The following is a 23,562-nucleotide window of genomic DNA, read 5'->3' as shown; positions in this document are numbered from 1 at the left end:
CAAAACAGAGAAGCGATTGCTTATCCGCCTTGCTCTGCTTCTGGCTGTCGCTTGGCTAGGCGCCGCAACCAGCCCCCACTCTGTTTGCCCAGGCTGATTGTTAATTCAGCCAGGCGTTGAAATTCTGCAAAATTACGAAATACTTGTAATTCTTTTGCCAGTTGTAACTGGATTTTTAAGTCATCTATACTGCGAATGATCCGTTTGAGGTAATAGTTTGTTTGTTGTTTATATTGCCAGGCGCGTGCAATGAGCTGGTTGATTTTGAATACCTGACTGCGTAACTCACTACCCAGAGTGTATTTGTGATAACGCGGAAAATGGCGTACTACTTGTTCCATTTCAACTAGCAGGCGGTTGGCATCACGTAATATCGGGCTGGTTTTCTGATACATAGCGGTAGATTTCCAAAAAATGTCGCGATCCCCGCAAGCGGGGATAAGGCTCGGGGCTGTCCGAAGAATAGAGTAGGTCTTGCGTTCCCGGACAGCATTCTGATTAGCTCCGTGCCCAGCAAAAACTTTCGTGCACAGTTTTAACCGGGCAGGCAAAAAGCAAAGGTCACTGTCCGTCGCGCACCAGGCGAACGTGCTGGCCGTAGCTACGGTAGTAGCTGCCGTAGTGCCCATAGTTGAAGTCCACGTGCCAGGCGTCGTTTGAAACGGCGGCATAGGGCGAGCCCGACCAGTACCAATCGGATTGTGTATTGGGGAAGTAACGGGTGTCTATCGCCGGATTATAAGTCCCATAATCGACAATCGAGCGTAATTCTTCTCGTGTGGGCATACGCCAGTCGGTATAACCACACCAGCCTTCAGTATTGACCCGCGCCACATACGCCTGGGTGTTGCAATATGTGCCGGTGCTGCCGGACTGGTAGCCATGACAAATGTCACCGTCATCATCGGCATAGCCGTCCGCGCCACCGTTGCTGCTGGAGTCGGTGTTGTACCAGTTGTACTCATCATCGGCATCATGCAGTCCTTCATCGCCTTTAGTGCCATTGCCGCCTTGTTTGACTTCCCACATCAAGCCAGTGACGTTATCCTGCACACATTGCCCGCCCGATACTTTGGCAAAGCTGAAGCCTGCATTGCCATCGCTGTCATCGTTATGGCTGACATCCCGCCCCTGTGAGCAGTCCTGCTGGCTGATGGTTTCTCCGGTGCAAGTATCGTTGTTGCCTCTGGAATACTCACCACCCCAGGTGATGCCGGTGTCGTTGAGCTTGCCGGTGCCGCCGATAACCGGTGGCGGCGTAGCGGCTTGCGGACTGGCGCTGACTTCGGCGGAATAGTCGCCGCTGTTGCCATCGGCATCTAGTGCCGCGACTTTATACACATAACTGCCGCCATTGGTTAGCCCGGTCAGGGTGTGGCTGGTTCCCGGCACGGAGGCTACCGTAGTGCCAAATTTTCCAGTGCCAGTTTTATGCGTTATCCGATAAGCCGCCGCGCCACTGACCGCATCCCAACTGAGGGTGATTTCAGCATCGCCGGGGGTGGCTGTCAGATTATCCGGTGCAGATAAAGCTGGAGCAAGCGTTGGTTCTTCTCCTGCATTGTTAAAAGTTTCAGATACTGGTACGGAATAAGCACTGCTTAAACCATTTATATCCTGCGCCGTCAGGCGATAACGATAAGTAACACCATTTTTTACATTGCCGTGAATATAATAGGTATTGCTTAAACCCGATGCCAAAACTTGTTCCGCCTGCCCGTCTTCCTGCACATAGAGTGTATAGCTTTCAGCTTTATCAACCGCATTCCATTTCATCAGAATACGGTTAATCCGTTGTTTGGTTTCTCTAAATTCAGGTGCTTGTGGCGGTACGGTGACTGGATCGGGAATCACCAGTGCCTCGACATTGGAGAAATTACCTGTACCCATCTGGTTATTGGCTTGCACCGCAAGATAAAGACTGACACCTCTATCAAAGGCGACCGAGAAAAAGTTTTGCTGGCCTACGGGAATGCTTTGAATATTATCCAGGGTTTCCTGCGTGACCGGATTGGAGTATGGCGCATAAAACAAGGTGTAGTTTTCAGCATCAAAAATATCCAGCCAGGATAATTTGGCTTTTTCACCCTCGATTTCCAGTTTGATTTTTGGTGGCTCCGGCGGTGTTGTGGCAGCCTGAACCGGGGGTTTTTTGATGGTGATTCTTTTGTTAATGGTATAGTCTTGTTCCGTTGTTTTAATAGTCAAAGAAATATCATAAACCCCCGCAGCCGGAAAATTAGCTTGCCTTATTCCTGGAGCGGTTACACCAATAGCAACAGGTGTGCTATCACCTGGGAATTCATAGTGATACTCTTTAATTGAAACCTCATTGGGAAGCGCTTGTGTTGCATCGCAAGTTATTGTGGCAGGTGCATAACCATCATTACTGACATCGCAGTTCATATCCAGATTAAAATCCCCTGCAATTAACATTTTAAGATGTGCATGGGCGGCAATATCTCTTTTAATCTGTAGGATATTCAAGGCTTTTATGCTGGCAAAGAGATTTGCCCAGGCATACATTTTTTGGATTTTGGTGATTTGTGAACCTGTAGGATTTAGATCAACGCTACAGTTTCTCTTTTCTTCATCATTAAGGAAAGTACATTCTCTTAAATAAGCTAATTCATTTAATGTTGAGTCATTAGTGTGAGAAGTGCTACGGAAGTAATCATTATAACCACCAGCGCGGTTATAACCAAAGCAAAGGATTTTGTTAGTGGCGTCAAACATGGAGTTGTTCAAATCTCCACATGAAGCGGTATTTCCACTGTCTGCATAATTTTTCAGAAGCGATGTGTGTTCTGTTGCTAAACGATAATAATTGAGTAAATGCGCACCTAATGTTTCTGCCTTTATACCATCAATAACATATGTAAGACCTTGATACACCAGTAAACCTGGCGCAGCAATCAGCCCCATGCCCCCTTGAGTGGCACCCCAGATAGTTTGCCCTGCTTCAAATAAGGCAACAACTTTTTTATCAGTTTCTGATTTGGCAGATTTAGCATAATAAGATATACCAATGCTTGCTAACAGTTTTTTGCCATCAATAATAGCCAAGTTGTCTTTTTCATCAAAAAAAGTCAGGCGACCTTCTGCTAAATACTCCAAGACCTTATCTTTGGTCAGTGCTTCTGCTGTATGATCAGCCAATAAAAGGTTACCCCAACTATGCTCACCTTGTTCACCTATGCCAAGCAGAACACTGAGCAATACATTTCGCTCTTCATCACCAATATAGTTTTGATAGCGCTCCATAATGATTGTTGCAAGGTAAAGAGCTTCCTTAAACTTTCCTTCTTTTCCATTAGCACTCACACCTATAATATACTCGCTTTCCCACTTGACGATGCTATCTTGCATACTTTCCAGAAATAGCACATCACGCATCAATTTCCAAAGCGGTGTGTTGATGTCGTAATATTCTTCGATACCATTGAGCTTGTCCACATCAATGATGCTATCAACAGGTAGGTTAATAAGGCCGGAAGCATATACCTGATGAATTGGTAAATCCCAATAAGCTGCCCAGTTCATTAACTCCTGTATATATTGGCTTTTATCTTCACTTGGAATGCCTGGTAAATCCTCGCCATCTTCCAGCCATAAAAAACCGTAATTATCGTAATTCATTCCGACTTGAGAAGTGGGAAATTCTAGTATTTGAGCATGTGCTATGGGATAGCACAGGATTAAGATATATCCGAATATTAAATATAATTTTTTCATGCGGTGACTCCTGATTATATTTTCAATAAATTATTCATCTTCAAACTACCATAGCTGTATCCATACAAAAACCCCAAACATCAGGTTTTTACCAAAAATTTTTCCGGGAAAACGCAATATCCACCAGAAACGCATAGTGGCGCTTGCCACTGCCGTGATATTCGCCAAACAAATCGGCGTTATGCTGACAGATGTATTTGATGTAGCTGTTGAGACCTTGAATTTTTCCAGTTTATGGCTGGGTTCAAGCGGATTGGGTGTGCTGATTTGTTGATATCAGTCGTGTCTTGCCTGACTGTGCATGTAGTGAAAACTGATAAATTGCCGACTGCTGTCTGACAATTTGAAACAGATTTTGCTGATGCTGCGCAGGTCAAAGGGAACGCAGTATTTTTGAAATATGGGGTATTGTTCCAGGTTTTGATATTGGGGATGTTGTTGCAGTTCTTCGGTGATGAGCAGCAGGCCGGGGTTGTGGATGGCGAAAGGCATCAGGAGTGAGAATTTTATAACTTCTCACTCATCAGGTCATTAAGACTGAAACAGTGCTGGTAACTTTAAATGGATAAAAAGACAAGTCCAGTTGCGGCTTTTATTTCATTCCTGTTCCATAACCGCGACTGGAATATTTCAAGCAGGTCGGAAACATCTCATGTCTGCTTAAAAAATTCCCGCAGCATTGTTTCATTTAATACATAACTACATATTTCCTGTTCGCCTGCCATTAACAATGGAATCCGTTCGTTATACAGCACGCGCAGGTGGTCATCTGCATCAATATCAACAATATGCAGACTGAAGCCATATTCAGTCTGCAAGGGCATCAAAGCTTGCTGCATGTCTTCGCAGAGATGGCAGTCAAGGCGGGTGTAAAGCGTGAGATTCAGCATATTAACCTGGACTCGATATAAGTTTTTTATCTATAGTATTTCAGATAATTAATTTTCCAAGAAGCCAACGGATAACACCCCTTTGAAGGGGTGTTATCCGTAAATGGGCTGATACAGGTTTGCAAGCTGCACCAGCACATTTCCACTATTTTTCAGGCACTTCCATCGCCAGGAAAGTCGGGGAGCCTTTACGATTAATCAAAATAGAGACAAATTCTCCGGCTTTTAATGTATCGGCAATCGCTTCAAAACTTTTGACATCGGCAATTTCCTGACTGCCCAGCATGAGAATAACATCACCTTTGCGAACCCCTGCTTCTTTAGCTGCATCAGATTTAACTTTTTTCACCAGCACACCGCCTTTTTCAACTTTCAAGGCTTTGCGCATATCCTCATCCAAATCGGTTACAGCAACGCCTAAACGTGCGGTTTTTTCCACGGCATCGGCTTTACCAGTAACCCGACCCATGTCTTCTTCTGCGGGTAATTCGCCTACGGTGACTTTAATCGGTATTTCTTTACCCGCACGAATGATCAGCGCGTCCACCGTTGCACCGGCAGGCACCGAACCGACAATGGGGGGCAGTTCCGAAGAGCGGGTGATTTTATGACCGTCGAAGGCAATAATGACATCACGTACTTTCAAGCCTGCCAATTTTGCCGGGCCATCAAAAATTTCCACCACCAGCGCGCCTTTGGGTTTATCCATATGGAAGGATTTTGCCAAATCGCTGTTCACATCCTGGATTAAAACACCCAGCCAGCCACGGGAAACTGAGCCTTTATCTTTAATCTGGTTAATGATACTCATTGCGATATCAATGGGAATGGTGAAAGAAACCCCCATGAATCCACCACTTTTACTATAAATCTGGGCGTTAATGCCAACCACCTCACCATTGAGATTAAACAAGGGGCCGCCGGAGTTACCGGGGTTAATCGCCACATCAGTCTGGATAAACGGGATGTAATTGCTGTTGCCTTCCGGCAGGCTGCGACCTTTTGCACTGACGATACCGGCAGTGACGGTATTTTCAAAACCAAAGGGTGAACCAATGGCCAATACCCATTCCCCAACTTTCAGCTTGTCAGAAGAGCCGATTTTAACAAAAGGTAAATCTTTGTTTTCATCATTATCATCAATTTTCAACAGGGCCAAATCACTGCGTTTATCAGTACCAATGACTTTTGCAGTGAGTTCACGGCGATCAGTCAGGCGCACGATAATATCATCGGCATCGTGGATTACATGCTCATTGGTAACGACATAACCGTCCGGGGAGATAATAAAACCGGAACCCTGCGAGCGCAAAAAGCGGTGGGGCAGGCTGTCTTCATCACCGCCACTGCGTTCCTCTTCTTCCAGAAATTTACGCAGAAAGTCATATAAGGGACTGTCTTCTGGAATATTGGGGATTTCCCGACTGCGTTTGCTGTCTTTGGATTTGTGGTTGTTGCTGCTGCTGATATTGACCACCGCCGGGCCATATTGTTCCACCATTTTGGTGAAATCTGGCAATCCCGCAGCTTGCGTGTGCAGACTGCTGAATAAAAATGCGCACAACAGTGCCCACGGGATATAAAAAGTTTTTAAGTTGTGATATTTCAACACGGTATCTCCCTATGTCGTATAAAGTGATTAACAGATGTACGGCTATTTTTGTAAAATCGATAATAATCTGGGTTGATATGAATGAATATTGCGTTTATTTGTTTTGCGGCGCATGTACTGTAAACCCACTGCCAAACCACAAAAACCAGCCAACAACGCCCAGCCATCCTGTACTGACCATTCCAGCCAGTAGGCCAGTCCTTCATAAGCGAGCAGGCCGAGGAATAAAAAGAGTAAAGGATACAGATATAAATAACTGGAAGCTTGTAATATCGCTTGTTCCGGCAGGCCAATCAGTACCTGGTCGCCAACTTCAGCGGCTTGAGAATTGGGTAATTTTAAGTTGCTCTGACGGGCGCTGAAATAACGGGTCATAGCCCCTGTACCGCAGCCATCACCCGCACCGCAGGCATTACAGCCCCCGGCGTTGCGGGTTTCCACCCAAATCCAGTTTTCTCCGTCTTCTTCACGACTGGCAACGACAGTGCCTTCTGCGGTTAACATAAACGATCCCTTGCGCATTAAGATCTATGACTGGTTTTTTTATCGTAATTATGGACTCAATCCAAGTTCATAAATCAGCATGAGATGGAAGTGGTATTCAGCACTTTTAGCACTAAAAAAAGCTTACACCAAACTCAAGGTATTACCTAATGAACCAACGTAAGGTGAAACCAGTTTTCAGCGCCTTTAGCGCTGAAAGAAGCTTACACCGAACTCAGATAAATGATACCATGCAGCCATAACTCACCCTGCCTTTATGAATAATCTGTAATGCCTAATCAACACGCAAATCAATATGAATACGATGTCCTGATTATCGGCAGCGGCGCTGCCGGTTTAAGTCTGGCCTTGGAGTTGGCACCACAGGCACGGGTGGCTTTATTATCCAAATGTACCTTGCACTCAGGTTCTACCCAGTATGCTCAGGGCGGCATTTCCGCAGTGCTCAATGCCAATGATTCAATTCAATCACATGTTGATGACACGCTTAATGCCGGTGCAGGTTTGTGTGACCCCGATATTGTGCACTATACGGTTTCCCAAGGTGCTGAGCGTATTCAATGGCTGATACAGCAAGGCATGGAATTTACGCGCAATGACAACCGTTCAGATTCCGGTGAGTCTGAGTACCACCTGACACGCGAAGGCGGACACAGCCACCGCCGCGTGATTCACGCGGAAGATGCCACTGGCGCAGCCTTGGCTGACAGTCTGACTGAACAGGTTTTAGAAAATAATAATATTGATGTATTTGAGCGTCACCTGGTTATTGATCTGATTGTGCATAATAAACAAGGACCGGGGCAGCGCCGCTGTGAAGGGGCTTATGTACTGGATCGGGATGCTGATCATGTGAAAACCTTTGCCGCCCGTTTTGTGGTCTTAGCCAGCGGTGGTGCCGGTAAGGTGTATTTATATACCAGCAATCCCGATGAAGCCACCGGCGATGGTATCGCGATGGCCTGGCGCGCAGGCTGCCGGATTGCCAATATGGAGTTTATCCAGTTCCATCCCACTTGCCTGTATCATCCTGCCGCTAAATCCTTTTTAATTTCTGAAGCGGTGCGGGGTGAAGGCGGTAAATTGTTATTACCTGATGGCAGTCAATTTATGTCAGACTTTGACCCTCGCGGCGAGCTGGCACCGCGTGATATTGTTGCGCGCGCGATTGATCATGAAATGAAACGTCTGGGCAGTGATTATGTCTTTCTTGACATCAGCCACCGTCCGGCTGATTTTATCACCCGTCATTTTCCAAATATTTACGCCCGTTGCCTGGAATATGGTTATGACATGACCACTCAGCCTATTCCGGTGGTGCCTGCCGCGCATTATACCTGTGGCGGGATTGTCATTGATCGTAATGGGCAAACTGATATTCATAACCTGTTTGCAGTGGGGGAAGTGTCTTTCACCGGTTTACATGGCGCTAACCGCATGGCCAGTAATTCTTTGCTGGAGTGTCTGGTATTTGCTCACGCTGCTGCCGGAAAAATTCAATCACTGTTACCCGACAGCCCCGCTGTTGGCTGGCAAGTACCCTGGGATGAAAGCCGCGTCACCGATTCCGATGAAGAAGTGGTGGTTTCTCACAACTGGGAAGAACTGCGTCGCTTTATGTGGGATTATGTGGGTATTGTGCGTACCACCAAACGCCTGCAACGCGCGCAACGGCGTATTGACTTATTACATAATGAAATTAATGAATATTATCGTAACTTCCGGGTTAGTAATGACCTGATTGAACTGCGTAATCTGGTGCTGGTGGCTGATCTGATTATTCGCTCAGCATTGCAACGCACTGAAAGCCGGGGTCTGCACTATACCCTGGATTACCCGGAACCCGCGCCACTGGCGCATAACACCGTTCTAATTCCTGAATCTGGACAACATCACTATTATGACTACTGAAATTCAATTGCCTGAAGACTATACGCCCGCCACCGATATATTAAAAGATCGTACCATCCTGGTGACAGGTGCCGGTTCCGGCATTGGTCGTGTTGCTGCCAAAACCTTTGCCGCGCACGGTGCAACTGTGATATTGCTGGGCCGCACCGTGGCAAAGCTTGAGCAGGTTTATGATGAAATTGAAGCTGATGGCGGTGCGCAACCGGCAATTTATCCCCTGAATCTGGAGGGTGCAAGCCCCAAGGATTATGAAGAACTGGGGGAACGCCTGAATGAAACCTTTGGCAAGCTTGATGGCTTGCTGCATAACGCCGCCATCCTTGGCACACTGACACCGATTGAGCTTTATGATATAGAACTCTGGCACAAGGTATTGCATGTCAATGTCAATGCACCTTTTATGATGACCCAGGCTTGTTTGCCGCTGCTAAGAAAATCAGCCGACGCTACGCTGATTTTTACCAGTGCCGATGTCGGGCGCAAAGGCCGTGCTTATTGGGGCGCTTATGGGGTTGCCAATCATGGGCTGGAAGGCATGATGGAAATTCTGGCGGATGAAGAAGAGCATCAACAAAACCTGCGTATCAACTGCATCGATCCCGGCCCGGTGCGTACCCGGATGCGGGAAAGCGCCTATCCAGGTGAAAATCCACAAGCACTTGCCAGGCCTGAAGATGTAATGAAGCATTATCTGTATTTAATGGGGCCGGACAGCCAGGGGCATAGCGGTGTTTGCCTGTGTTGTCAAAATAAAACAGCGTGAGTAGCCCATAAACGCAGGCTTTTGCCCTCCCCTCCTTGCAGGAGAGGATTGAGGGGGGAGGGAATATCTACCTCCTTCCTTTTTGGATAACATCAATGAACCTGCCCGATTCTTCAATAAACCCATCTGCAATGGCATACGATCCGCAAAACCATCCCTTTACTCTGCCCGTACAACAACTGCTTTTGCAATGCCGGGCCGAACAGCCATTTTATCTACCGCCACATGCTGGCAGTACGCCCGGCACCATGCTTGCCGGTGCTTTTGGTTACGCCTTGTTCAAGTCCGCCTGCTGCTACGCCGATACCTATCCCTTTTTACCGGGAACTTTAAACCTCCAGGTCAAGCCACCTTATCCAAGCTTGGTGAACTACGTCATGCACTGAGCAAAGAAGGCATGAGCAAAGGCGCTTTACGTGAATTAATGAATTTATTTCATCTCAGCCCGGCGCGTTCCAGGCTGGCTTACCGGCGCTGGCGCAAAAAGCCGCCGCACAGGCAAAACAGATACAGTTTGAGACTGCGCTGGAACAACTGGACACCCCGCTGGAAAAGGCGCTCTACCAGGACTTGAACGGCAATCCCGCCCAAGCCGAAGCCAAAGCCGCCGACTGGTATAACAAACTCGGCAGCGAAACGCCGGACAACGCCCGGCTCAGGGATTTTTACCAAAGCATCGGTAAATGGTCAAGCAAAGCTAAAAAGCAGAAAGAGAAAAATAAAAAAATCCATAAAATTTTGCTTTAGGCAAAATTTTAAATACCCATAAAAAAATCCGCTTTAGGGCGGATTTTTTTAATTTTGATTATCTTCATTGCCGGGTTTAGCTACCGTAGTAGAGACATAGCACTGCTAAGTCTCTACGGGTTCCAATCGCCTTTATTGGCTGGGTAGCTGTCAACCCTAAGTGTTTTTAAATTTAATAGTATTTTCAGTCAATTGCAAGGCTTTTTTGCCGCACCAAAACAGTGCAAAAAAGTTAGTCTCCGCCTTGATTTTTAAGGCTTTTTTCATTATTTCCCAATTAAATCGTGTTTGAGTAAAATTTTAACAACTATTTTCCCTGAAAATACGGGCTTGCTTCCGGGGCTTGTGGTGGATATTTTTGCCGCGTCAGCAATCACAGCGTTGCTATTTGCGCGGCTGATAAACCGGTCACTTTGCTAATGGTGGTAACGGGAATCCCGGCTTGTTTCATATTTTTAGCAGTTATAATAATACCCTGCTCTATACCTTTTTCCATGCCTTTCATTTCTCCAAGCACATAAGTGGACTCATACATGCTGGCTTCATAATGCAGTTGCTCTTGATGGTGCGCATAGGCCAGGCGCTCCTGTTGACTCATTTTCAGTACGTCCAGGGTTTCCTGCGCCTGTTTCAGCCCTTTGGCGCTAAATCCTTCCTTGATTTGCTCGTTTTTAAGAAAATAAATCCACTCATCCAGGCTGTCTCTGGCGATGTCATCGAAGTTGCGAACTTCAATCAAATAGTATTCCGGATAAATATCGGCAATTTTTTCCGCTTTATAAAGCCTTTTTTGTTCTTCGCTGAGTTCCAGAACGCTGTGGTTGTGCAGGCCGGTAAAACGGGTGGTGCCGTGATAGATGTAATCATCGCCCTTGCCGAAATCAAAATACAGGATATTCACCGAAATCACCTTGCTGACATCGGCGTAAGCCGCGCCTTCCGCCAGATGCTCACTGATGGTTTTGGAAGTAGCGAATAGAATTCTTTGCAGATAGTCCAACTCCCGCGAATACTGGATTTCAATAATCAGGATTTGTTCGCTGCTGTCTTTGACCTTAATGTCCACGCGGTTGTATTTATCAAAACCGGTATCCTGATTCGCTTCACTTTCCAGCACCTCCAGGATGTGGATGTCAGTAAACAGCAGTTCACTTAAAAAGCCTTCGAGTATGCCGAAGTTGGCTTTGCTTCTGAGAATTTTTTTAATAGCCCAGTCAAAACTGATGAGTTTTCTTGACATGACAAGCGGCTCCAGCTTTATGAAAAACAGTGAATGCGGACAATATCTTCGTTAATTTAACGGAGAATCTTACCATGAATAAAAAAATCCGCCTTAAAGCGGATTTTTTTATTGTGCATTTTCAGCCCTGAAAGGGCGCTGCATACCAGCCCAGGGTGAAACCCTGGGTTTAATGTTTGGTTTCAATCAAGCCCTGAAAGGGCGCAACATAAATACTGATGAAATCTGGAGACGTAGCAGTGCCGTATTCCTACTACGATTGCTCGCTACCCGCTCATGAAGACGATTCCCGAGATTTACGTCACAACCCTCCCCCGGAAATATGCAAAGCATATCGACTTATCCCAAATATGCTGGTAACCTTGGATCTCTTTTTAAGTACCTGGGCATAAGTTTTTTAACATTTTTACCATGAAGTACATGAAGAGAATGAATGTTGGGATACTTATTGCTGTCTGCTTACCCTCTTTCCCAATATCTTCGTTGGCAGGGAAAATCCGGTTTTTCCGCAGTAGGCCTTGTATTCTCGGACCGTTTCTCAGGGATACAGCGGTGTTTGCCTGTGTTGTCAAACCTAGAAATAGCTTTTATTCTGCCAACGTAAACCGTAAACCGTAAACCGTAAACCGTAAACCATATCATGCTCACTTCCTATGTAAAAAAAATCCTGCAAGCTAAAGTCTATGATGTGGCGGAAGAAACCCATCTTGATTTTGCAAAAGTGCTGTCAGAGCGTCTGAATAATCAGGTGTATTTGAAGCGTGAAGATACCCAGCAGGTGTTTTCCTTTAAGATTCGCGGTGCTTATAACAAAATGGCAAATCTTTCCCGTGAAGCCCTGGCGCGGGGCGTGATTGCGGCTTCGGCGGGGAATCATGCGCAAGGCGTGGCCTTGTCAGCCAGTGCTTTAGGCGCTCAGGCATTGATCGTGATGCCGAAAACCACCCCGGAAATTAAAGTGGATGCGGTACGCAACTGGGGCGCTGAAATTATTTTACACGGGAGTTCTTATGATGATGCAGGCATACATGCTAAAAAACTCGCGCAAGAGCGCGGCCTGAGTTATATCCATCCTTATGATGATCCTGATGTGATTGCTGGACAGGGTACGGTGGGCATGGAAATCCTGCATCAACACAGTGGTGCGCTGGATGCCATTTTTGTCCCTGTAGGGGGGGGCGGTTTGATTGCGGGTATTGCTGCTTATGTCAAATATGTGCGCCCGGAAGTGCGTATTATTGGCGTGGAACCCGATGATGCCGGTTGTTTATATGCTGCACTGCAAGCCGATGAACGTGTGGTTTTGGATCAAGTGGGTATTTTTGCCGATGGTGTTGCGGTTAAGCAGGTGGGGCAAGCACCTTTTGAACTGGCAAAAGAATATGTTGATGAAATGATTCTGGTCAATACCGATGAAATCTGCGCGGCAATCAAAGACATTTTTGAAGCAACGCGGGTGACGATGGAACCTGCCGGTGCATTGGCCTTGGCGGGTCTTAAAAATTATGTCAATCGTACCGGGGTCACGGGGCAGACTTTGGTTAGCATCGCCAGCGGCGCAAACATGAACTTTGAGCGTCTGCAACACATTGCTGAGCGCACGGAAGTCAGTGAGCAGCGCGAAGCCTTGATGGCGGTTACCATTCCTGAAACCCCCGGTAGTTTCCGCACCTTTTGTCATACCCTGGGTCTGCATACTTTAACTGAGTTTAATTATCGTTATGCCCATCATAAAGATGCACAGATTTTTGTTGGCGTGCGTATGGACGGCCCGGATGAAAAACAAAAATTACTGGAAAAATTACAAGAACGTGAATATCCAGTCTGTGATCTCAGTGATAATGAAATCGCCAAAACCCATGTGCGGCACATGGTTGGCGGTCATTCTTCCTGCGTCTTAAATGAACGGGTTTATCGTTTGGAATTTCCTGAGCGCCCCGGTGCTTTATTGCATTTTTTGACCGAACTCGGTAAGGAATGGAATATCAGTCTGTTTCATTATCGCAATCATGGCGCGGCTTATGGTCGGGTACTTATGGGTATACAGGTTGCTGATAGCGAAATTGAAATCCTGCATCAGCGTCTGGATCATCTTAAGTACAATTATTGGACAGAAGATGACAATATCGCTTATCGTTTGTTTCTGAATTAGGGAGGGATAACACCCCTCAAAGGAGTGTTATCCCTTATCTTAAATCTGCTACATATTATTTGGCATGAAATCAAAAAAAAACCATAAACGGGTGAGCCGCTTGTATGTTGACAGCACCTTGCAGCTTGGGGCTACCTTGTCATTAAAAGATGAAGCTGCGCATTATCTGGGGCGGGTTTTGCGCTTGGCCTGTGATGATGAAGTGATTTTATTTAATGGTTTAGGTGGCGAATACCGGACACGCATTGTCGCGCAAACCAAAAAAAACCTGAGTTTGGAAATATTGGGTTTTTCTGCATTGGAACGAGAATCCCCCCTGCAAATCACCCTGGTGCAGGGTATTGGGCGTTCTGAGCATATGGATGTGGTGATGCAGAAAGCCACAGAGCTGGGCGTGCAATATATTGTGCCATTAAAGGCGCAGCGTAGTCAGCGCACAGATACAAAATATCTGGAAAAACGTCAGCAGCATTGGCAGAAAATTATTACCAGTGCGTGTGAACAATGCGGTAGAAATCGTTTACCAGTATTACACCCGGCGCAGGATTTAAGCCATTATCTTACAGCGCAAAGTGAGCAGTTGGGAACAAAAATTGTGTTATCACCAACTGCCAATATCACCTTATCCGCATTGCCAGCGCATATTCAGCATATTGTGCTATTAATTGGCCCGGAAGGGGGCTTTTCTGATATAGAAATTGCTGCCATTGAAGCCGCAGGATATACAGGGGTGCATTTAGGTAAACGTATTTTACGCACTGAAACAGCCGCCCTGAGTATGCTGGCTGTCTGTCAATCACGCTGGGGAGATTGGGGCTGATAGATAAAATCTTGCGTAATACAAACTAACGTGAGTTTGAGATAATTTTTTATCTAAAAATACTGAAACCCAACATGCACTACCAAGAACTCGGCTTTTAACAAAAAACAATTTTGTAACTTAAAGCAAGTATAAAGTATCTGTAAATTTTGCATCGCTTCTGATATGAATAAAAATCCCGCACCATTAGTTGTAAAATATCCAGGATTGGTTCCTTATCTTCCTGTTTGGCAGGCAATGCAACAGATTACTGAACGCAGAACCAGCAGTACCCCGGATCAAATTTGGTTATTGGAGCATCAACCGGTATATACCTTAGGTCTGGCTGGAAAACCAGAACACATCCTGCAAGCGGGAAATATCCCCGTTGTGAAAGTCGATAGAGGTGGGCAGGTGACTTATCATGGGCCAGGACAATTAGTAATTTATCTCTTGCTTGATCTTAAACGTCATCATATATCGATACGGCAACTGGTGTATTTGATTGAAGAAACCGTTATCCAGTTTTTAAAATCCTTGGGTATTATCGCCAAGCGACGGGAAAAAGCGCCTGGCGTGTATGTTAATGAACATAAAATTGCTGCGCTGGGGCTGAAAGTCAGACGTGGATGCTGTTATCATGGTCTGAGTTTAAACGTTAACATGGATTTATCGCCTTTTCAGGGGATTAATCCTTGTGGTTATCCGGGACTGGCTGTGACCAGTTTATCTGAAGAGGGTGTTGCTATTGATATGGCGCAAGTGCGTCAGCAATTACTGGCATGTTTATATGTGCAACTTTATCAGCGCCCATTACCCTAAAACTTAAACAAGAGAAAATAGAATGTCTGAAAGTGTGTTGTTTACCTCTGAATCTGTTTCCGAAGGTCATCCTGACAAGGTTGCGGATCAAATTTCTGATGCCATTGTTGATGCCATGCTGGAACAGGATAAAAACTCCCGCGTAGCGTGTGAAACCCTGGTAAAAACCGGCATGGTTATGGTTGCGGGAGAAATTCGCAGTAACGCAATTGTTGATATTGAAGAAGTGGTGCGTCAAACCGTTAAGGAAATTGGTTATAACAGTTCTGAAATGGGTTTTGACTGGGAATCCTGCGCTGTTTTATCCGGTATTGGTAAACAATCTGTGGATATTGCAATCGGTGTGGATGAATCAGAAGAGCATGAGCAAGGGGCTGGTGACCAGGGTTTGATGTTTGGCTATGCCACCAATGAAACTGAAGTGCTGATGCCTGCGCCCATTACTTACGCACAACGTCTGGTACAACGTCAAGCGCAATTGCGTAAAAATGGTACTCTGCCCTGGTTGCGCCCTGATGCTAAAAGTCAGGTGACGATGCGTTATGAAAATGACAAACCTGTTGCCGTTGATGCGGTGGTACTCTCTACGCAACACAATCCTGAGATTGAAAACAGCGCCTTACATGAAGCGGTCATGGAAGAGATTATTAAACATGTCTTACCCGCAGAATGGTTACATGCCGATACCCAGTATCATATTAATCCAACCGGGCGTTTTGTGATTGGTGGCCCAGTGGGGGATTGTGGTCTGACCGGGCGTAAAATTATTGTTGATACTTATGGCGGCATGGCGCGCCACGGTGGTGGTGCGTTTTCTGGTAAAGACCCTTCAAAAGTGGATCGCTCAGCGGCTTATGCCTGCCGTTATGCAGCTAAAAATATTGTTGCCGCAGGTTTGGCAGATCGCTGTGAAATTCAGGTGTCTTACGCGATTGGTGTTGCCGAGCCGACTTCCATTCGCGTGGAAACCTTTGGTACGGGAAAGATTGATGAAGCCCGCCTGACTGAATTGGTACGCGAACATTTTGATTTGCGCCCCGGTGGTTTGATTGCCATGCTTGATTTATTACGTCCGGTATATTTACCTACCGCAAGTTATGGGCATTTTGGACGCACTGAAGAAAGTTTCAGTTGGGAAAAAACGGATAAGGCTGAGGCTTTGAAACAGGCTGCTGGTATTTAGAAACGCACATAAAACAACTTGCTCATTTCGTGCATGTTCCTTGATAACTGAAGTTACGCAGGCATCATATTGTGCTTGTTATTTGATCTAAGGCAATTTTTTGCTTCCCAAAGATCAAAAAGCGTTGCACAGTGGTGGTTTTTTTGACAAATAAATCAATTTAGCTCAAAAAAGAAGCCACTGCGTAACATCAGTTATGTGTAAAAAATGAACAATATCAAATTAACTTTCAGGAATATCTATGGTTCATCCAATTATTGAAACACTCCTTTGGAGACATGCCACCAAAAAATATGATGCCAGCAAAAAGATTCCTCAAGAAGATCTTGATGTGCTCTTTGAAGCAATGCGCCTCTCTGCATCATCTATTAATTCTCAACCATGGAGGTTTGTGGTCATTGAAAGTGCTGAAGCAAAAGAGCGCATGAGTAAAACATTTGCTCAAAAACATCAATATAATCAGCCTCATGTTTTTGACAGCTCACAAATTATTCTTTTTGCTCACAACCCATGTTACACCCGTGATGATTTTGCCAAAGTGGTGGATAAAGGCATCGAGGACAAACGAACCAAACCAGAAGATCGAGAGCGTGCCTTTGGTGTCTTTATGTTTGCCGAGCTAAATACCGATGAAACTGGAAATACAAGTGGTTGGACAAAAGCACAAACCTATATTGCCCTTGGAAATACACTACATACCTTAGCGCGTCTCAAAATAGATTCCACGCCTATGGAAGGCATTGATACTGATTTAGTAAACGAAGCATTCAAAAAGGAGCTTGATGGTTATCAGTGTGATGTCGCTTTGGCTATTGGCTATCATCATCCTCAAGAGGACTATAATTCAAAACTTCCTAAGTCACGACATCGCTTAGATGATATTTTAGTGCGTATATAATGGTATACAGCCATGTATATAAGTAAAAACTATAGATATTTTAGTTATACCGCTAAATTTATCATAAAATTGAATTATTACTGTTAGGAATACCATGACCACAGATAATGTAGAGCCTCAAGCGTTACAGCCTACCATTCTTTCCTTTGTAAAAGATCTGCCAAACTTGTGTTCACTTGCAGGATTGGCTTGTACAGTTTTGGCTATTTACTTCAGTATCCTAGGTGTTTATTACGCAGCAATGATTGGCATGATCTGGGCTGTTGCATTTGACTGGGCGGATGGTCTCATCGCACGAAGAATGAAAGGTCGGACCGGTAACGACCGGGCTTTTGGTGGACAACTTGATGTTTTAATAGATATTGTCAGTTATGGTGTTGCACCGTCCATTCTTCTGCTGAGCTATGGAAAATTTGAGCCTGTATTTTTAGTTGGTGCTTTTTTAATGATTGCCGCTAGTGCGATACGGTTGAGTTATTTCAGTACCTTCGGCCTTGCTGGTGGGACGAAATACACTGGGATGGCTCTTGATAACAATAATATAATACTCGTTTTCATTTTTTTATTTGAAGGTATTTTTAGTGGGGGAATTTTTACTGTTATTTTGTACGCTAGTGGTCTTGGTCTTGCTGCTTTGAATGTGTCGCAAATCAAAACACCAAAACTTTCTGGAAATCCAGTCAATGTTTATATTCTTGCTATTTATACACTTGGAATGACTGCTATCTATGGCTGGAAACTTCTATAGAAAGTAACGAGATTGGTACAGCATATTAATAAAAATTACTTTGATACAGGGGACAAATAACACAATGATTATATATACGGTAGGTACATTTGATTTGTTACATGTAGGTCATCTTGCATTACTAGAATACTGTAGAACTTTAGGTAATGTCGTGGTGGTTGGCGTTGCCTCAGATAGTGTAGTGAATTCCTACAAGCCCAATATACCTGTTATTCCCCTTGAACAACGAGAGGAAATGCTGAAGGCTTTACGCTGTGTAGATATTGTACGCCCCTACTATGAACTTGAATATATATCTGCTTGCAAGGAATTAAATGTCGATATTTTTGTAATTGGAGAAGATTGGGGGGATAAACAATATAATATCGATGTTGAATCTTACTTAAAAGCTGAGGGGAAAAAAATTATTCAAGTTCGTTATAATCCAAGAACATCGTCCACTCAAATAAAGCAAAATGTCTTAGCGCAATTTCATTGAGGCAAATATATAGCAGAAATTATTATAGAAAATGAAGTCGCAACACCCAAAACCAATCATTAAACATAACAAGGCAAATGCACTCAGACAGCCAAAAGCTGCGCTACTCGTGCCTTGCTCTGCAACTTTTGACTGCCAGTAATTTGCGATGTTATTAGAGGTTCTCAATGAAAAGCACTGCACCACAAACCATCTTGCAACTACAGCAGATGAAAAATGATGGAAAAAAAATTGCCTGCGTAACCGCTTATGATGCCAGTTTTGCAGCACAGGCTGTCGCTGCCGGCATGGACTGCCTGCTGGTAGGTGATTCTCTGGGCATGGTGGTGCAGGGGCAGGACAGTACCTTAGCCGTCACCTTAGAGGAGATGGTTTATCATTGTCGCGCAGTCAGGCGCGGCGCACCACAGAATTTTATTATTGCAGATATGCCATTTATGAGCTATGCCACAGCAGAACAGGCAATGGCAAATGCCAGTGCTTTGATGCAAACTGGCATCCACATGGTGAAACTGGAAGGAGGCGCGGCTTGGGTGCTTGATAGTGTTACCCAACTGACACAACGCGGTATTCCCGTTTGTGGTCATCTGGGTTTAACGCCACAGTTTGTCCATCAACTGGGGGGGTATCGACAACAGGGAAAAACCGAGCAAGCCGCAAATCAGTTATACGCTCAGGCAACAGAGCTGGTACAGGCAGGTATTCGTCTGCTGGTATTGGAATGCGTGCCGGAAACAGTGGGTAAGTATATCGCGCAACACCTTTCAGTTCCGGTTATTGGCATTGGTGCAGGTTATGCTTGCGATGGTCAGGTGCTGGTAAGTTATGACATGCTAGGCTTAACCCCCGGTAAGATCCCGGCTTTTGCCAAAAATTTCATGCTGGGACAAGCATGTATTGCTGATGCCTTTAAGGCCTATGTGCAAGCGGTAAAAGCTCAAGACTTTCCGGTTAAAAATGGATAAGTTTGTTAAAGAGTCTGCCCAATAAAATAATCCGGGTTATTTTAAAGGTTCGGGTTCCGCTAAAGCAAAACCTTGAACATAATCTATACCAATTTCCTGCAAAGTTTTCAGCATTTCAGGATCATTTTCCACAAACTCAGCAACCGTGTACATTTCTAAAATTTGCGCAATATGCGTAATTGATTGCACAATACTGCGGTTTAATGGATTATCCATGACTTGTTGAATTAAACTGCCCTGGATTTTAATAAAATCAACGGGCAGGTTTTTAAGTGTATTAAATGAGGAAATACCAATACCAAAATTATCCAGTGCAAAATAACATCCTGCCTGGTGTAATTCAGTCAGCAAATGTTGAGTATTCAGTAAATGCGTGGAAGCGGCGAGTTCTGTAAACTCAAAACAAAGTCGTTGCGCAGGAATATTCCAACGGCTTAATTGTTCCAGTACAAACTCAGCAAAATCTTCGTCGGACAGAGAGCGGTCAGAAATATTAATGGATACCAGGTTGAGCTTTTGCAAATGTTCAGGGTGATGATGTAACCACCGGCATAAATAACGAATAACCCAACGATCCAGTTTGGGCATCAGGTTATAGCGATCAGCTGCGGAAAAAAAAGATCCCGGTAAAATTAACTGTCCGGCTTCATCTTGCATACGCAATAAAACTTCATAATGCAAACCCTGGTCTTTTTTATTCAAAGGTAAAATAGCCTGCTGAAATAAACAGAAATTATCCTGCTCCAGACTTTCCTGTAAACGTAGAAACCACTGCCCACTGCCCGGTTGCGTTTTAGTTTTTTCCTGATAAACATAAACCTGATTACGCCCTTGATCTTTTGCGGTTACGCAGGCTTCATCGGCCATGTTCAGCAGGCGGTTCATGTTGGCATGTTGAAAATTAACCGATACCGCGCCAATGCTGGCACCAATGGTAAAAACATGTCTATCCCAGGGAAAACGGATTTCCTGTATGGCCTGACATAACTTTTCAGCAATCGGCAGGGCATTATCCAAAGTACAGTGTTCCAACAAAAAACCGAATTCATCCCCACCTAAGCGCGCCGCAGTATCGTGGTAGCGAATCTGTTTTTTAATAACTTTACTGACCTGGCGTAATAATTCATCACCTGCGGCATGTGTGCAAGTATCATTGACCACCTTAAAGCGATCCAAGTCCATATAGAGCAAGGTGTGTTCGGTTTCCTTTTCCAGCACGCTCTGGGTCATCAGGTTCAGACGACGCTCAAATTCACGGCGGTTAATCAACCCTGTCAATGGATCATGGCTGGCCTGATATTCAATATCCCTTGCCATTTGTCGGCTGGCAGTGACATCATGAAAAACCAGTACCATACCAATAATCCGATTCTTATGATCCTGTATCGGTGCTGCCGTGTTTTCAACTGAAAAATGTTTGGTTTGAGGCTCATTACACAAAATAATTTGTGGGTGTTTGTCTTGCACTTTGGGTAAATATAATTCATCAGGTAATGGAATATAGACCGTCTCTTTACTGTCTTCATCAATGATATTAAAAACTACGGATAAATTTTTGCCTATTGCTTCCTTATTACTCCAACCCGTTAACTGACTGGCAACGGGATTGAGATATTCCACCCGTTGCCAGGCATCCGTGGTAATCACCCCATCACCAATTGAGGCCAGTGTTACCTGGGCTTTTTCTTTCTCTGCCAGCAAAGCTTCTTCTGCCTGCTTCACTTTGAGCATATATTCAATACGATTACGCAACACATCCCAGTTAATGGGTTTCATCACGTAATCTGTTGCACCAGCCTGATACGCGCGATCAACCCAATCACGCTCGCCATAACCAGTTACGATCATGATCGGCACAGTACGTCCTTCTGCTAATTGACGAATCTGGGCACAAGCAGAAATACCATCTAAAACAGGCATATCTGCATCCATCAAAATCATATCGGCTGGATTGAGCATAAACAATTCAAGTGCCTGCTGACCATTCTCAGCAGTTTCCACTTGATAACCATAAGCCGTAGCCAGGGTATTAAGCATAATTGCCAGCAATACAGGGGAGTCTTCTGCCACCAATATACGGCTAGGTGCGTGCATCGTACTGCTTAAGCTGCTTTCCTGAGAATGATGCGGCAGCATTGTTGTTTGGAGAACCGGTGGTTCAGAATGAGGTGTTGAGCTGGGTTTGTTCATGCGGATAAAAACTCGGTCGTCAATATAGTCATCACATGTTGTAACTCAATTTTGATACAATCTAAATATTTTTTAATATCTGCCATGTTACCTGAATGCGATGATTTTTCCAGTGATTTACATAAATCACCTAAAACTTCCGCGCCGATCTGATATGCCTCCCCCTTAAACTGATGCGCTTTATGCTGTAATAAATCCATATTTTGCATTTGATAGGCTTCTTGTAATGTCGCATATTGTACTTGTGCGTAATCCAAAAACTGCTGAATAATTTTTTGTAGTTGGGTTTTACCCATTAATATACTGAGATTATTTAAGGTTGTTTTATTTAAACTTGGTGGATTTTGAATGCTATGATTCTTTGTCGTCGTTATTTCTGGTGGTATAACACTATGTGTCTGCGTTGTCCTTTGAAAAATATCTTCATCTTGCTCACTAACGCTATCGGTTAACTGCTGTGTATGCCTTGCTCTCATATCAACGATATATTTTCCCCATTTTTCTAAGAGTTGAAATAATTGCCATAAATTAATAGGTTTACTTAAATGTTGATCCATACCTGCCATATGGCTTTTAGTACGATGCTCATCTAAAGCATGGGCTGTCAACGCAATAATCGGCATACGCAGGGATTGCTGCTGTTTTTCCAGATGTCGGATTTTACGGGTGGTTGCATAACCATCTAATTCCGGCATTTGACAATCCATCAAAATTAAATCATAGTCTTGTTTTTGTAGTTTATCTAAGACAACTAGGCCATTTTCCGCCACATCAACATTATGCCCCAAATGTTTTAACATTTTTTGAATGACCGCTTGGTTAATAATACTGTCTTCTGCCACTAAAACACGCAGTGCAATCGTATTTTTATGTGTACTTGGTATATCCTTGGGTGCTTCGATACTTGATATAGGAGCGACAACTGTGAAAGATTCGGCATCAGATGCAAATATTGCCATTTTTTCTTCTTCAGATAACTTTTGCGGGATATTTTTTAATTTTTTCTGCTGTTTTTGATATATTTGGTATTGTAATAAACGCCCAAGGTATAAATTAACAAATAAAACCTGGGTTGATGAGAGTGGCAACGTTTTATCATGCAGTAACAGCATTATGCCATCCATTTCATTTTGTATCGGGTGTAATGTAATTAAACAGCCGCTGTTAATTGGCCAGTCAACCAGTTGCTTTACGCTATCAGGAAAGTGATGCCCCGGTACAAACTGGCATCCCTGATTTTTATTCGACCATAAAGGGATTTCAAATTCTGCCCAGGATAAATGGCAGGTAAAATTATCTTGTAAATACCCACTATCAAACACAACGCGGGTGTGAAAACGATTATCCGTATCCCGCTCGGCAAATAAACTATAACGTACCTGGCTGATTTGCTGAATTTCACTGATATAATCAATCAATGATGTTGGAGATTCATCCAATACCTGGCTCAGCACTTCTAGTCGTTTCAAGTGTTGCTCAAGCCAATGTTGATTTTTTTGCAATTGTTGGATGTCTTGTTGTTGTTGTTTGCTGTGGGTGACTAGATGGTAAAATAATTGAGATAAGGGTTTTATCTCATCCTGAACACTGTTGATTTCAAAGTTTGATAATAGCACTTTGTTTTCCAAACTATTGTCATGCTCAGTTAAGTATAAGGAAAACTGATAAATTAAATCACGTAATGGCGCTACCAGCCATTGACTGAGTAACAGGCTTAGCGGTAATAGCAATACGGTTAATAACACAATAAACCAGGATAAACTCAGACTCCAGTGCCCGGCTAATTGCAGGCTGAAGACATATAAGGTAATGCTAATAAATAAAAATAGAAAAATAATCAGTAGAAAGCGTCTACGAATCGATAAATGGCGGTAAAATTCGGTAAAATGTTTCATAATTTTTCAACTTTAGCGACTAACTTTGGC

The 23,562-nt window shown here is 44.2% G+C and carries 22 protein-coding genes; 13 read left to right on the top strand and 9 right to left on the bottom strand.

All coding sequences use genetic code 11. The features are described 5' to 3' along the window. Positions 1–20: 20 nt before the first annotated feature. Together QUF61_RS00470 and QUF61_RS00465 are read right to left on the bottom strand one after the other, a co-directional pair. Positions 21–395 (bottom strand): four helix bundle protein, encoded by a 375-nt coding sequence (locus QUF61_RS00470; RefSeq protein WP_289679926.1) that lies wholly within the window; start codon positions 393–395, stop codon positions 21–23. 166 nt (positions 396–561) lie between these two features. After that, positions 562–3,735 (bottom strand): Lcl domain-containing protein, encoded by a 3,174-nt coding sequence (locus QUF61_RS00465; protein ID WP_289679924.1) that lies wholly within the window; start codon positions 3,733–3,735, stop codon positions 562–564. Between the two features lie 136 nt (positions 3,736–3,871). Between QUF61_RS00465 and QUF61_RS00460 the strand changes: the two genes are divergently transcribed. Next, on the top strand, positions 3,872–4,009 hold the full coding sequence (locus QUF61_RS00460) for a hypothetical protein (protein WP_289679922.1): 138 nt from the start codon (positions 3,872–3,874) through the stop codon (positions 4,007–4,009). A gap of 2 nt (positions 4,010–4,011) precedes the next feature. Here QUF61_RS00460 and QUF61_RS00455 read toward each other — a convergent pair whose 3' ends face one another. The 4 genes from QUF61_RS00455 to QUF61_RS00440 all read right to left on the bottom strand — a co-directional run bounded on the left by QUF61_RS00455 (position 4,012) and on the right by QUF61_RS00440 (position 6,741). Beyond that, positions 4,012–4,227, bottom strand: a complete 216-nt coding sequence (locus QUF61_RS00455) for a hypothetical protein (RefSeq protein WP_289679921.1) — start codon at positions 4,225–4,227, stop codon at positions 4,012–4,014. Positions 4,228–4,385: 158 nt separating this feature from the next. After that, on the bottom strand, positions 4,386–4,625 hold the full coding sequence (locus tag QUF61_RS00450; RefSeq protein ID WP_289679920.1) for a glutaredoxin family protein: 240 nt from the start codon (positions 4,623–4,625) through the stop codon (positions 4,386–4,388). Between the two features lie 145 nt (positions 4,626–4,770). Next, complete coding sequence (locus tag QUF61_RS00445) at positions 4,771–6,237, bottom strand: DegQ family serine endoprotease (RefSeq protein WP_289679918.1); 1,467 nt, start codon at positions 6,235–6,237, stop codon at positions 4,771–4,773. A gap of 42 nt (positions 6,238–6,279) precedes the next feature. Then, positions 6,280–6,741, bottom strand: coding sequence for a SoxR reducing system RseC family protein (locus QUF61_RS00440; RefSeq protein WP_289679917.1), 462 nt, complete (start codon positions 6,739–6,741; stop codon positions 6,280–6,282). A 270-nt stretch (positions 6,742–7,011) separates the two neighbouring features. On the opposite strand from QUF61_RS00440, the gene nadB reads away from it, so the two are divergent. The 4 genes from nadB to QUF61_RS00420 all read left to right on the top strand — a co-directional run bounded on the left by nadB (position 7,012) and on the right by QUF61_RS00420 (position 10,162). After that, positions 7,012–8,652 carry an L-aspartate oxidase gene (gene nadB, locus QUF61_RS00435; RefSeq protein ID WP_103921413.1) on the top strand — a complete coding sequence of 547 codons (1,641 nt, stop codon included), beginning with the start codon at positions 7,012–7,014 and terminating at the stop codon, positions 8,650–8,652. Beyond that, the gene (locus QUF61_RS00430) at positions 8,642–9,415 is read left to right on the top strand and encodes a YciK family oxidoreductase (RefSeq protein ID WP_103921414.1); all 774 of its coding nucleotides are present in this window, start codon (positions 8,642–8,644) and stop codon (positions 9,413–9,415) included. Before nadB ends, QUF61_RS00430 begins: the two co-directional genes overlap by 11 nt. Positions 9,416–9,510: 95 nt before the next feature. Then, the gene (locus QUF61_RS00425) at positions 9,511–9,801 is read left to right on the top strand and encodes a hypothetical protein (protein WP_289679913.1); all 291 of its coding nucleotides are present in this window, start codon (positions 9,511–9,513) and stop codon (positions 9,799–9,801) included. Positions 9,802–9,985: 184 nt separating this feature from the next. Continuing rightward, on the top strand, positions 9,986–10,162 hold the full coding sequence (locus QUF61_RS00420) for a hypothetical protein (RefSeq protein ID WP_289679912.1): 177 nt from the start codon (positions 9,986–9,988) through the stop codon (positions 10,160–10,162). Positions 10,163–10,535: 373 nt separating this feature from the next. Here QUF61_RS00420 and QUF61_RS00415 read toward each other — a convergent pair whose 3' ends face one another. Continuing rightward, positions 10,536–11,402, bottom strand: coding sequence for an Rpn family recombination-promoting nuclease/putative transposase (locus QUF61_RS00415; RefSeq protein ID WP_289679911.1), 867 nt, complete (start codon positions 11,400–11,402; stop codon positions 10,536–10,538). A gap of 640 nt (positions 11,403–12,042) precedes the next feature. On the opposite strand from QUF61_RS00415, the gene ilvA reads away from it, so the two are divergent. The 8 genes from ilvA (at position 12,043) to panB (ending at position 19,447) form a co-directional block, all read left to right on the top strand. Further along, complete coding sequence (ilvA, locus tag QUF61_RS00410) at positions 12,043–13,554, top strand: threonine ammonia-lyase, biosynthetic (protein ID WP_289679910.1); 1,512 nt, start codon at positions 12,043–12,045, stop codon at positions 13,552–13,554. A gap of 64 nt (positions 13,555–13,618) precedes the next feature. Next, on the top strand, positions 13,619–14,374 hold the full coding sequence (locus tag QUF61_RS00405) for a 16S rRNA (uracil(1498)-N(3))-methyltransferase (protein ID WP_289679909.1): 756 nt from the start codon (positions 13,619–13,621) through the stop codon (positions 14,372–14,374). 165 nt (positions 14,375–14,539) lie between these two features. Next, the gene (lipB, locus tag QUF61_RS00400) at positions 14,540–15,175 is read left to right on the top strand and encodes a lipoyl(octanoyl) transferase LipB (protein WP_289679908.1); all 636 of its coding nucleotides are present in this window, start codon (positions 14,540–14,542) and stop codon (positions 15,173–15,175) included. A 22-nt stretch (positions 15,176–15,197) separates the two neighbouring features. Beyond that, complete coding sequence (gene metK / locus QUF61_RS00395; RefSeq protein ID WP_289679906.1) at positions 15,198–16,358, top strand: methionine adenosyltransferase; 1,161 nt, start codon at positions 15,198–15,200, stop codon at positions 16,356–16,358. 241 nt (positions 16,359–16,599) lie between these two features. Further along, positions 16,600–17,256 carry an NAD(P)H-dependent oxidoreductase gene (locus QUF61_RS00390; RefSeq protein WP_289679905.1) on the top strand — a complete coding sequence of 219 codons (657 nt, stop codon included), beginning with the start codon at positions 16,600–16,602 and terminating at the stop codon, positions 17,254–17,256. A 94-nt stretch (positions 17,257–17,350) separates the two neighbouring features. Next, complete coding sequence (locus QUF61_RS00385; RefSeq protein WP_289679904.1) at positions 17,351–18,004, top strand: CDP-alcohol phosphatidyltransferase family protein; 654 nt, start codon at positions 17,351–17,353, stop codon at positions 18,002–18,004. Positions 18,005–18,068: 64 nt separating this feature from the next. Then, the gene (locus QUF61_RS00380) at positions 18,069–18,482 is read left to right on the top strand and encodes an FAD synthase family protein (protein WP_289679903.1); all 414 of its coding nucleotides are present in this window, start codon (positions 18,069–18,071) and stop codon (positions 18,480–18,482) included. 167 nt (positions 18,483–18,649) lie between these two features. Then, a complete protein-coding gene (gene panB / locus QUF61_RS00375) occupies positions 18,650–19,447 on the top strand; it encodes a 3-methyl-2-oxobutanoate hydroxymethyltransferase (protein ID WP_289679902.1) in 798 nt (265 codons plus the stop codon). 36 nt (positions 19,448–19,483) lie between these two features. On the opposite strand, the gene QUF61_RS00370 is transcribed toward panB, so the two are convergent. Beyond that, complete coding sequence (locus QUF61_RS00370; RefSeq protein ID WP_289679901.1) at positions 19,484–21,637, bottom strand: GGDEF domain-containing response regulator; 2,154 nt, start codon at positions 21,635–21,637, stop codon at positions 19,484–19,486. Further along, positions 21,634–23,532, bottom strand: coding sequence for a response regulator (locus tag QUF61_RS00365; RefSeq protein ID WP_289679900.1), 1,899 nt, complete (start codon positions 23,530–23,532; stop codon positions 21,634–21,636). The genes QUF61_RS00370 and QUF61_RS00365 overlap by 4 nt, the downstream gene beginning before the upstream one ends. Between the last annotated feature and the right edge of the window lie 30 nt (positions 23,533–23,562).

This window comes from Candidatus Venteria ishoeyi, assembly GCF_030378065.1.
GTDB lineage: Bacteria > Pseudomonadota > Gammaproteobacteria > Beggiatoales > Beggiatoaceae > Venteria > Venteria ishoeyi.
Note: the sequence above shows the minus strand (reverse complement) of the source record. Positions and strands in the feature narration are given on the sequence as shown.

Excerpts from the sequence above, each read along its gene's own strand:
- QUF61_RS00450 (WP_289679920.1), bottom strand. The coding sequence starts at position 4,625 with ATGCTGAATCTCACGCTTTACACCCGCCTTGACTGCCATCTCTGCGAA.
- QUF61_RS00430 (WP_103921414.1), top strand. The coding sequence starts at position 8,642 with ATGACTACTGAAATTCAATTGCCTGAAGACTATACGCCCGCCACCGAT.
- QUF61_RS00465 (WP_289679924.1), bottom strand. The coding sequence starts at position 3,735 with ATGAAAAAATTATATTTAATATTCGGATATATCTTAATCCTGTGCTAT.
- QUF61_RS00385 (WP_289679904.1), top strand. The coding sequence starts at position 17,351 with ATGACCACAGATAATGTAGAGCCTCAAGCGTTACAGCCTACCATTCTT.
- QUF61_RS00415 (WP_289679911.1), bottom strand. The coding sequence starts at position 11,402 with ATGTCAAGAAAACTCATCAGTTTTGACTGGGCTATTAAAAAAATTCTC.
- QUF61_RS00390 (WP_289679905.1), top strand. The coding sequence starts at position 16,600 with ATGGTTCATCCAATTATTGAAACACTCCTTTGGAGACATGCCACCAAA.
- QUF61_RS00380 (WP_289679903.1), top strand. The coding sequence starts at position 18,069 with ATGATTATATATACGGTAGGTACATTTGATTTGTTACATGTAGGTCAT.
- panB (WP_289679902.1), top strand. The coding sequence starts at position 18,650 with ATGAAAAGCACTGCACCACAAACCATCTTGCAACTACAGCAGATGAAA.
- nadB (WP_103921413.1), top strand. The coding sequence starts at position 7,012 with ATGCCTAATCAACACGCAAATCAATATGAATACGATGTCCTGATTATC.
- QUF61_RS00370 (WP_289679901.1), bottom strand. The coding sequence starts at position 21,637 with ATGAACAAACCCAGCTCAACACCTCATTCTGAACCACCGGTTCTCCAA.
- metK (WP_289679906.1), top strand. The coding sequence starts at position 15,198 with ATGTCTGAAAGTGTGTTGTTTACCTCTGAATCTGTTTCCGAAGGTCAT.
- QUF61_RS00365 (WP_289679900.1), bottom strand. The coding sequence starts at position 23,532 with ATGAAACATTTTACCGAATTTTACCGCCATTTATCGATTCGTAGACGC.
- QUF61_RS00440 (WP_289679917.1), bottom strand. The coding sequence starts at position 6,741 with ATGTTAACCGCAGAAGGCACTGTCGTTGCCAGTCGTGAAGAAGACGGA.
- ilvA (WP_289679910.1), top strand. The coding sequence starts at position 12,043 with ATGCTCACTTCCTATGTAAAAAAAATCCTGCAAGCTAAAGTCTATGAT.
- QUF61_RS00405 (WP_289679909.1), top strand. The coding sequence starts at position 13,619 with ATGAAATCAAAAAAAAACCATAAACGGGTGAGCCGCTTGTATGTTGAC.
- lipB (WP_289679908.1), top strand. The coding sequence starts at position 14,540 with ATGAATAAAAATCCCGCACCATTAGTTGTAAAATATCCAGGATTGGTT.
- QUF61_RS00470 (WP_289679926.1), bottom strand. The coding sequence starts at position 395 with ATGTATCAGAAAACCAGCCCGATATTACGTGATGCCAACCGCCTGCTA.
- QUF61_RS00455 (WP_289679921.1), bottom strand. The coding sequence starts at position 4,227 with ATGCCTTTCGCCATCCACAACCCCGGCCTGCTGCTCATCACCGAAGAA.
- QUF61_RS00425 (WP_289679913.1), top strand. The coding sequence starts at position 9,511 with ATGAACCTGCCCGATTCTTCAATAAACCCATCTGCAATGGCATACGAT.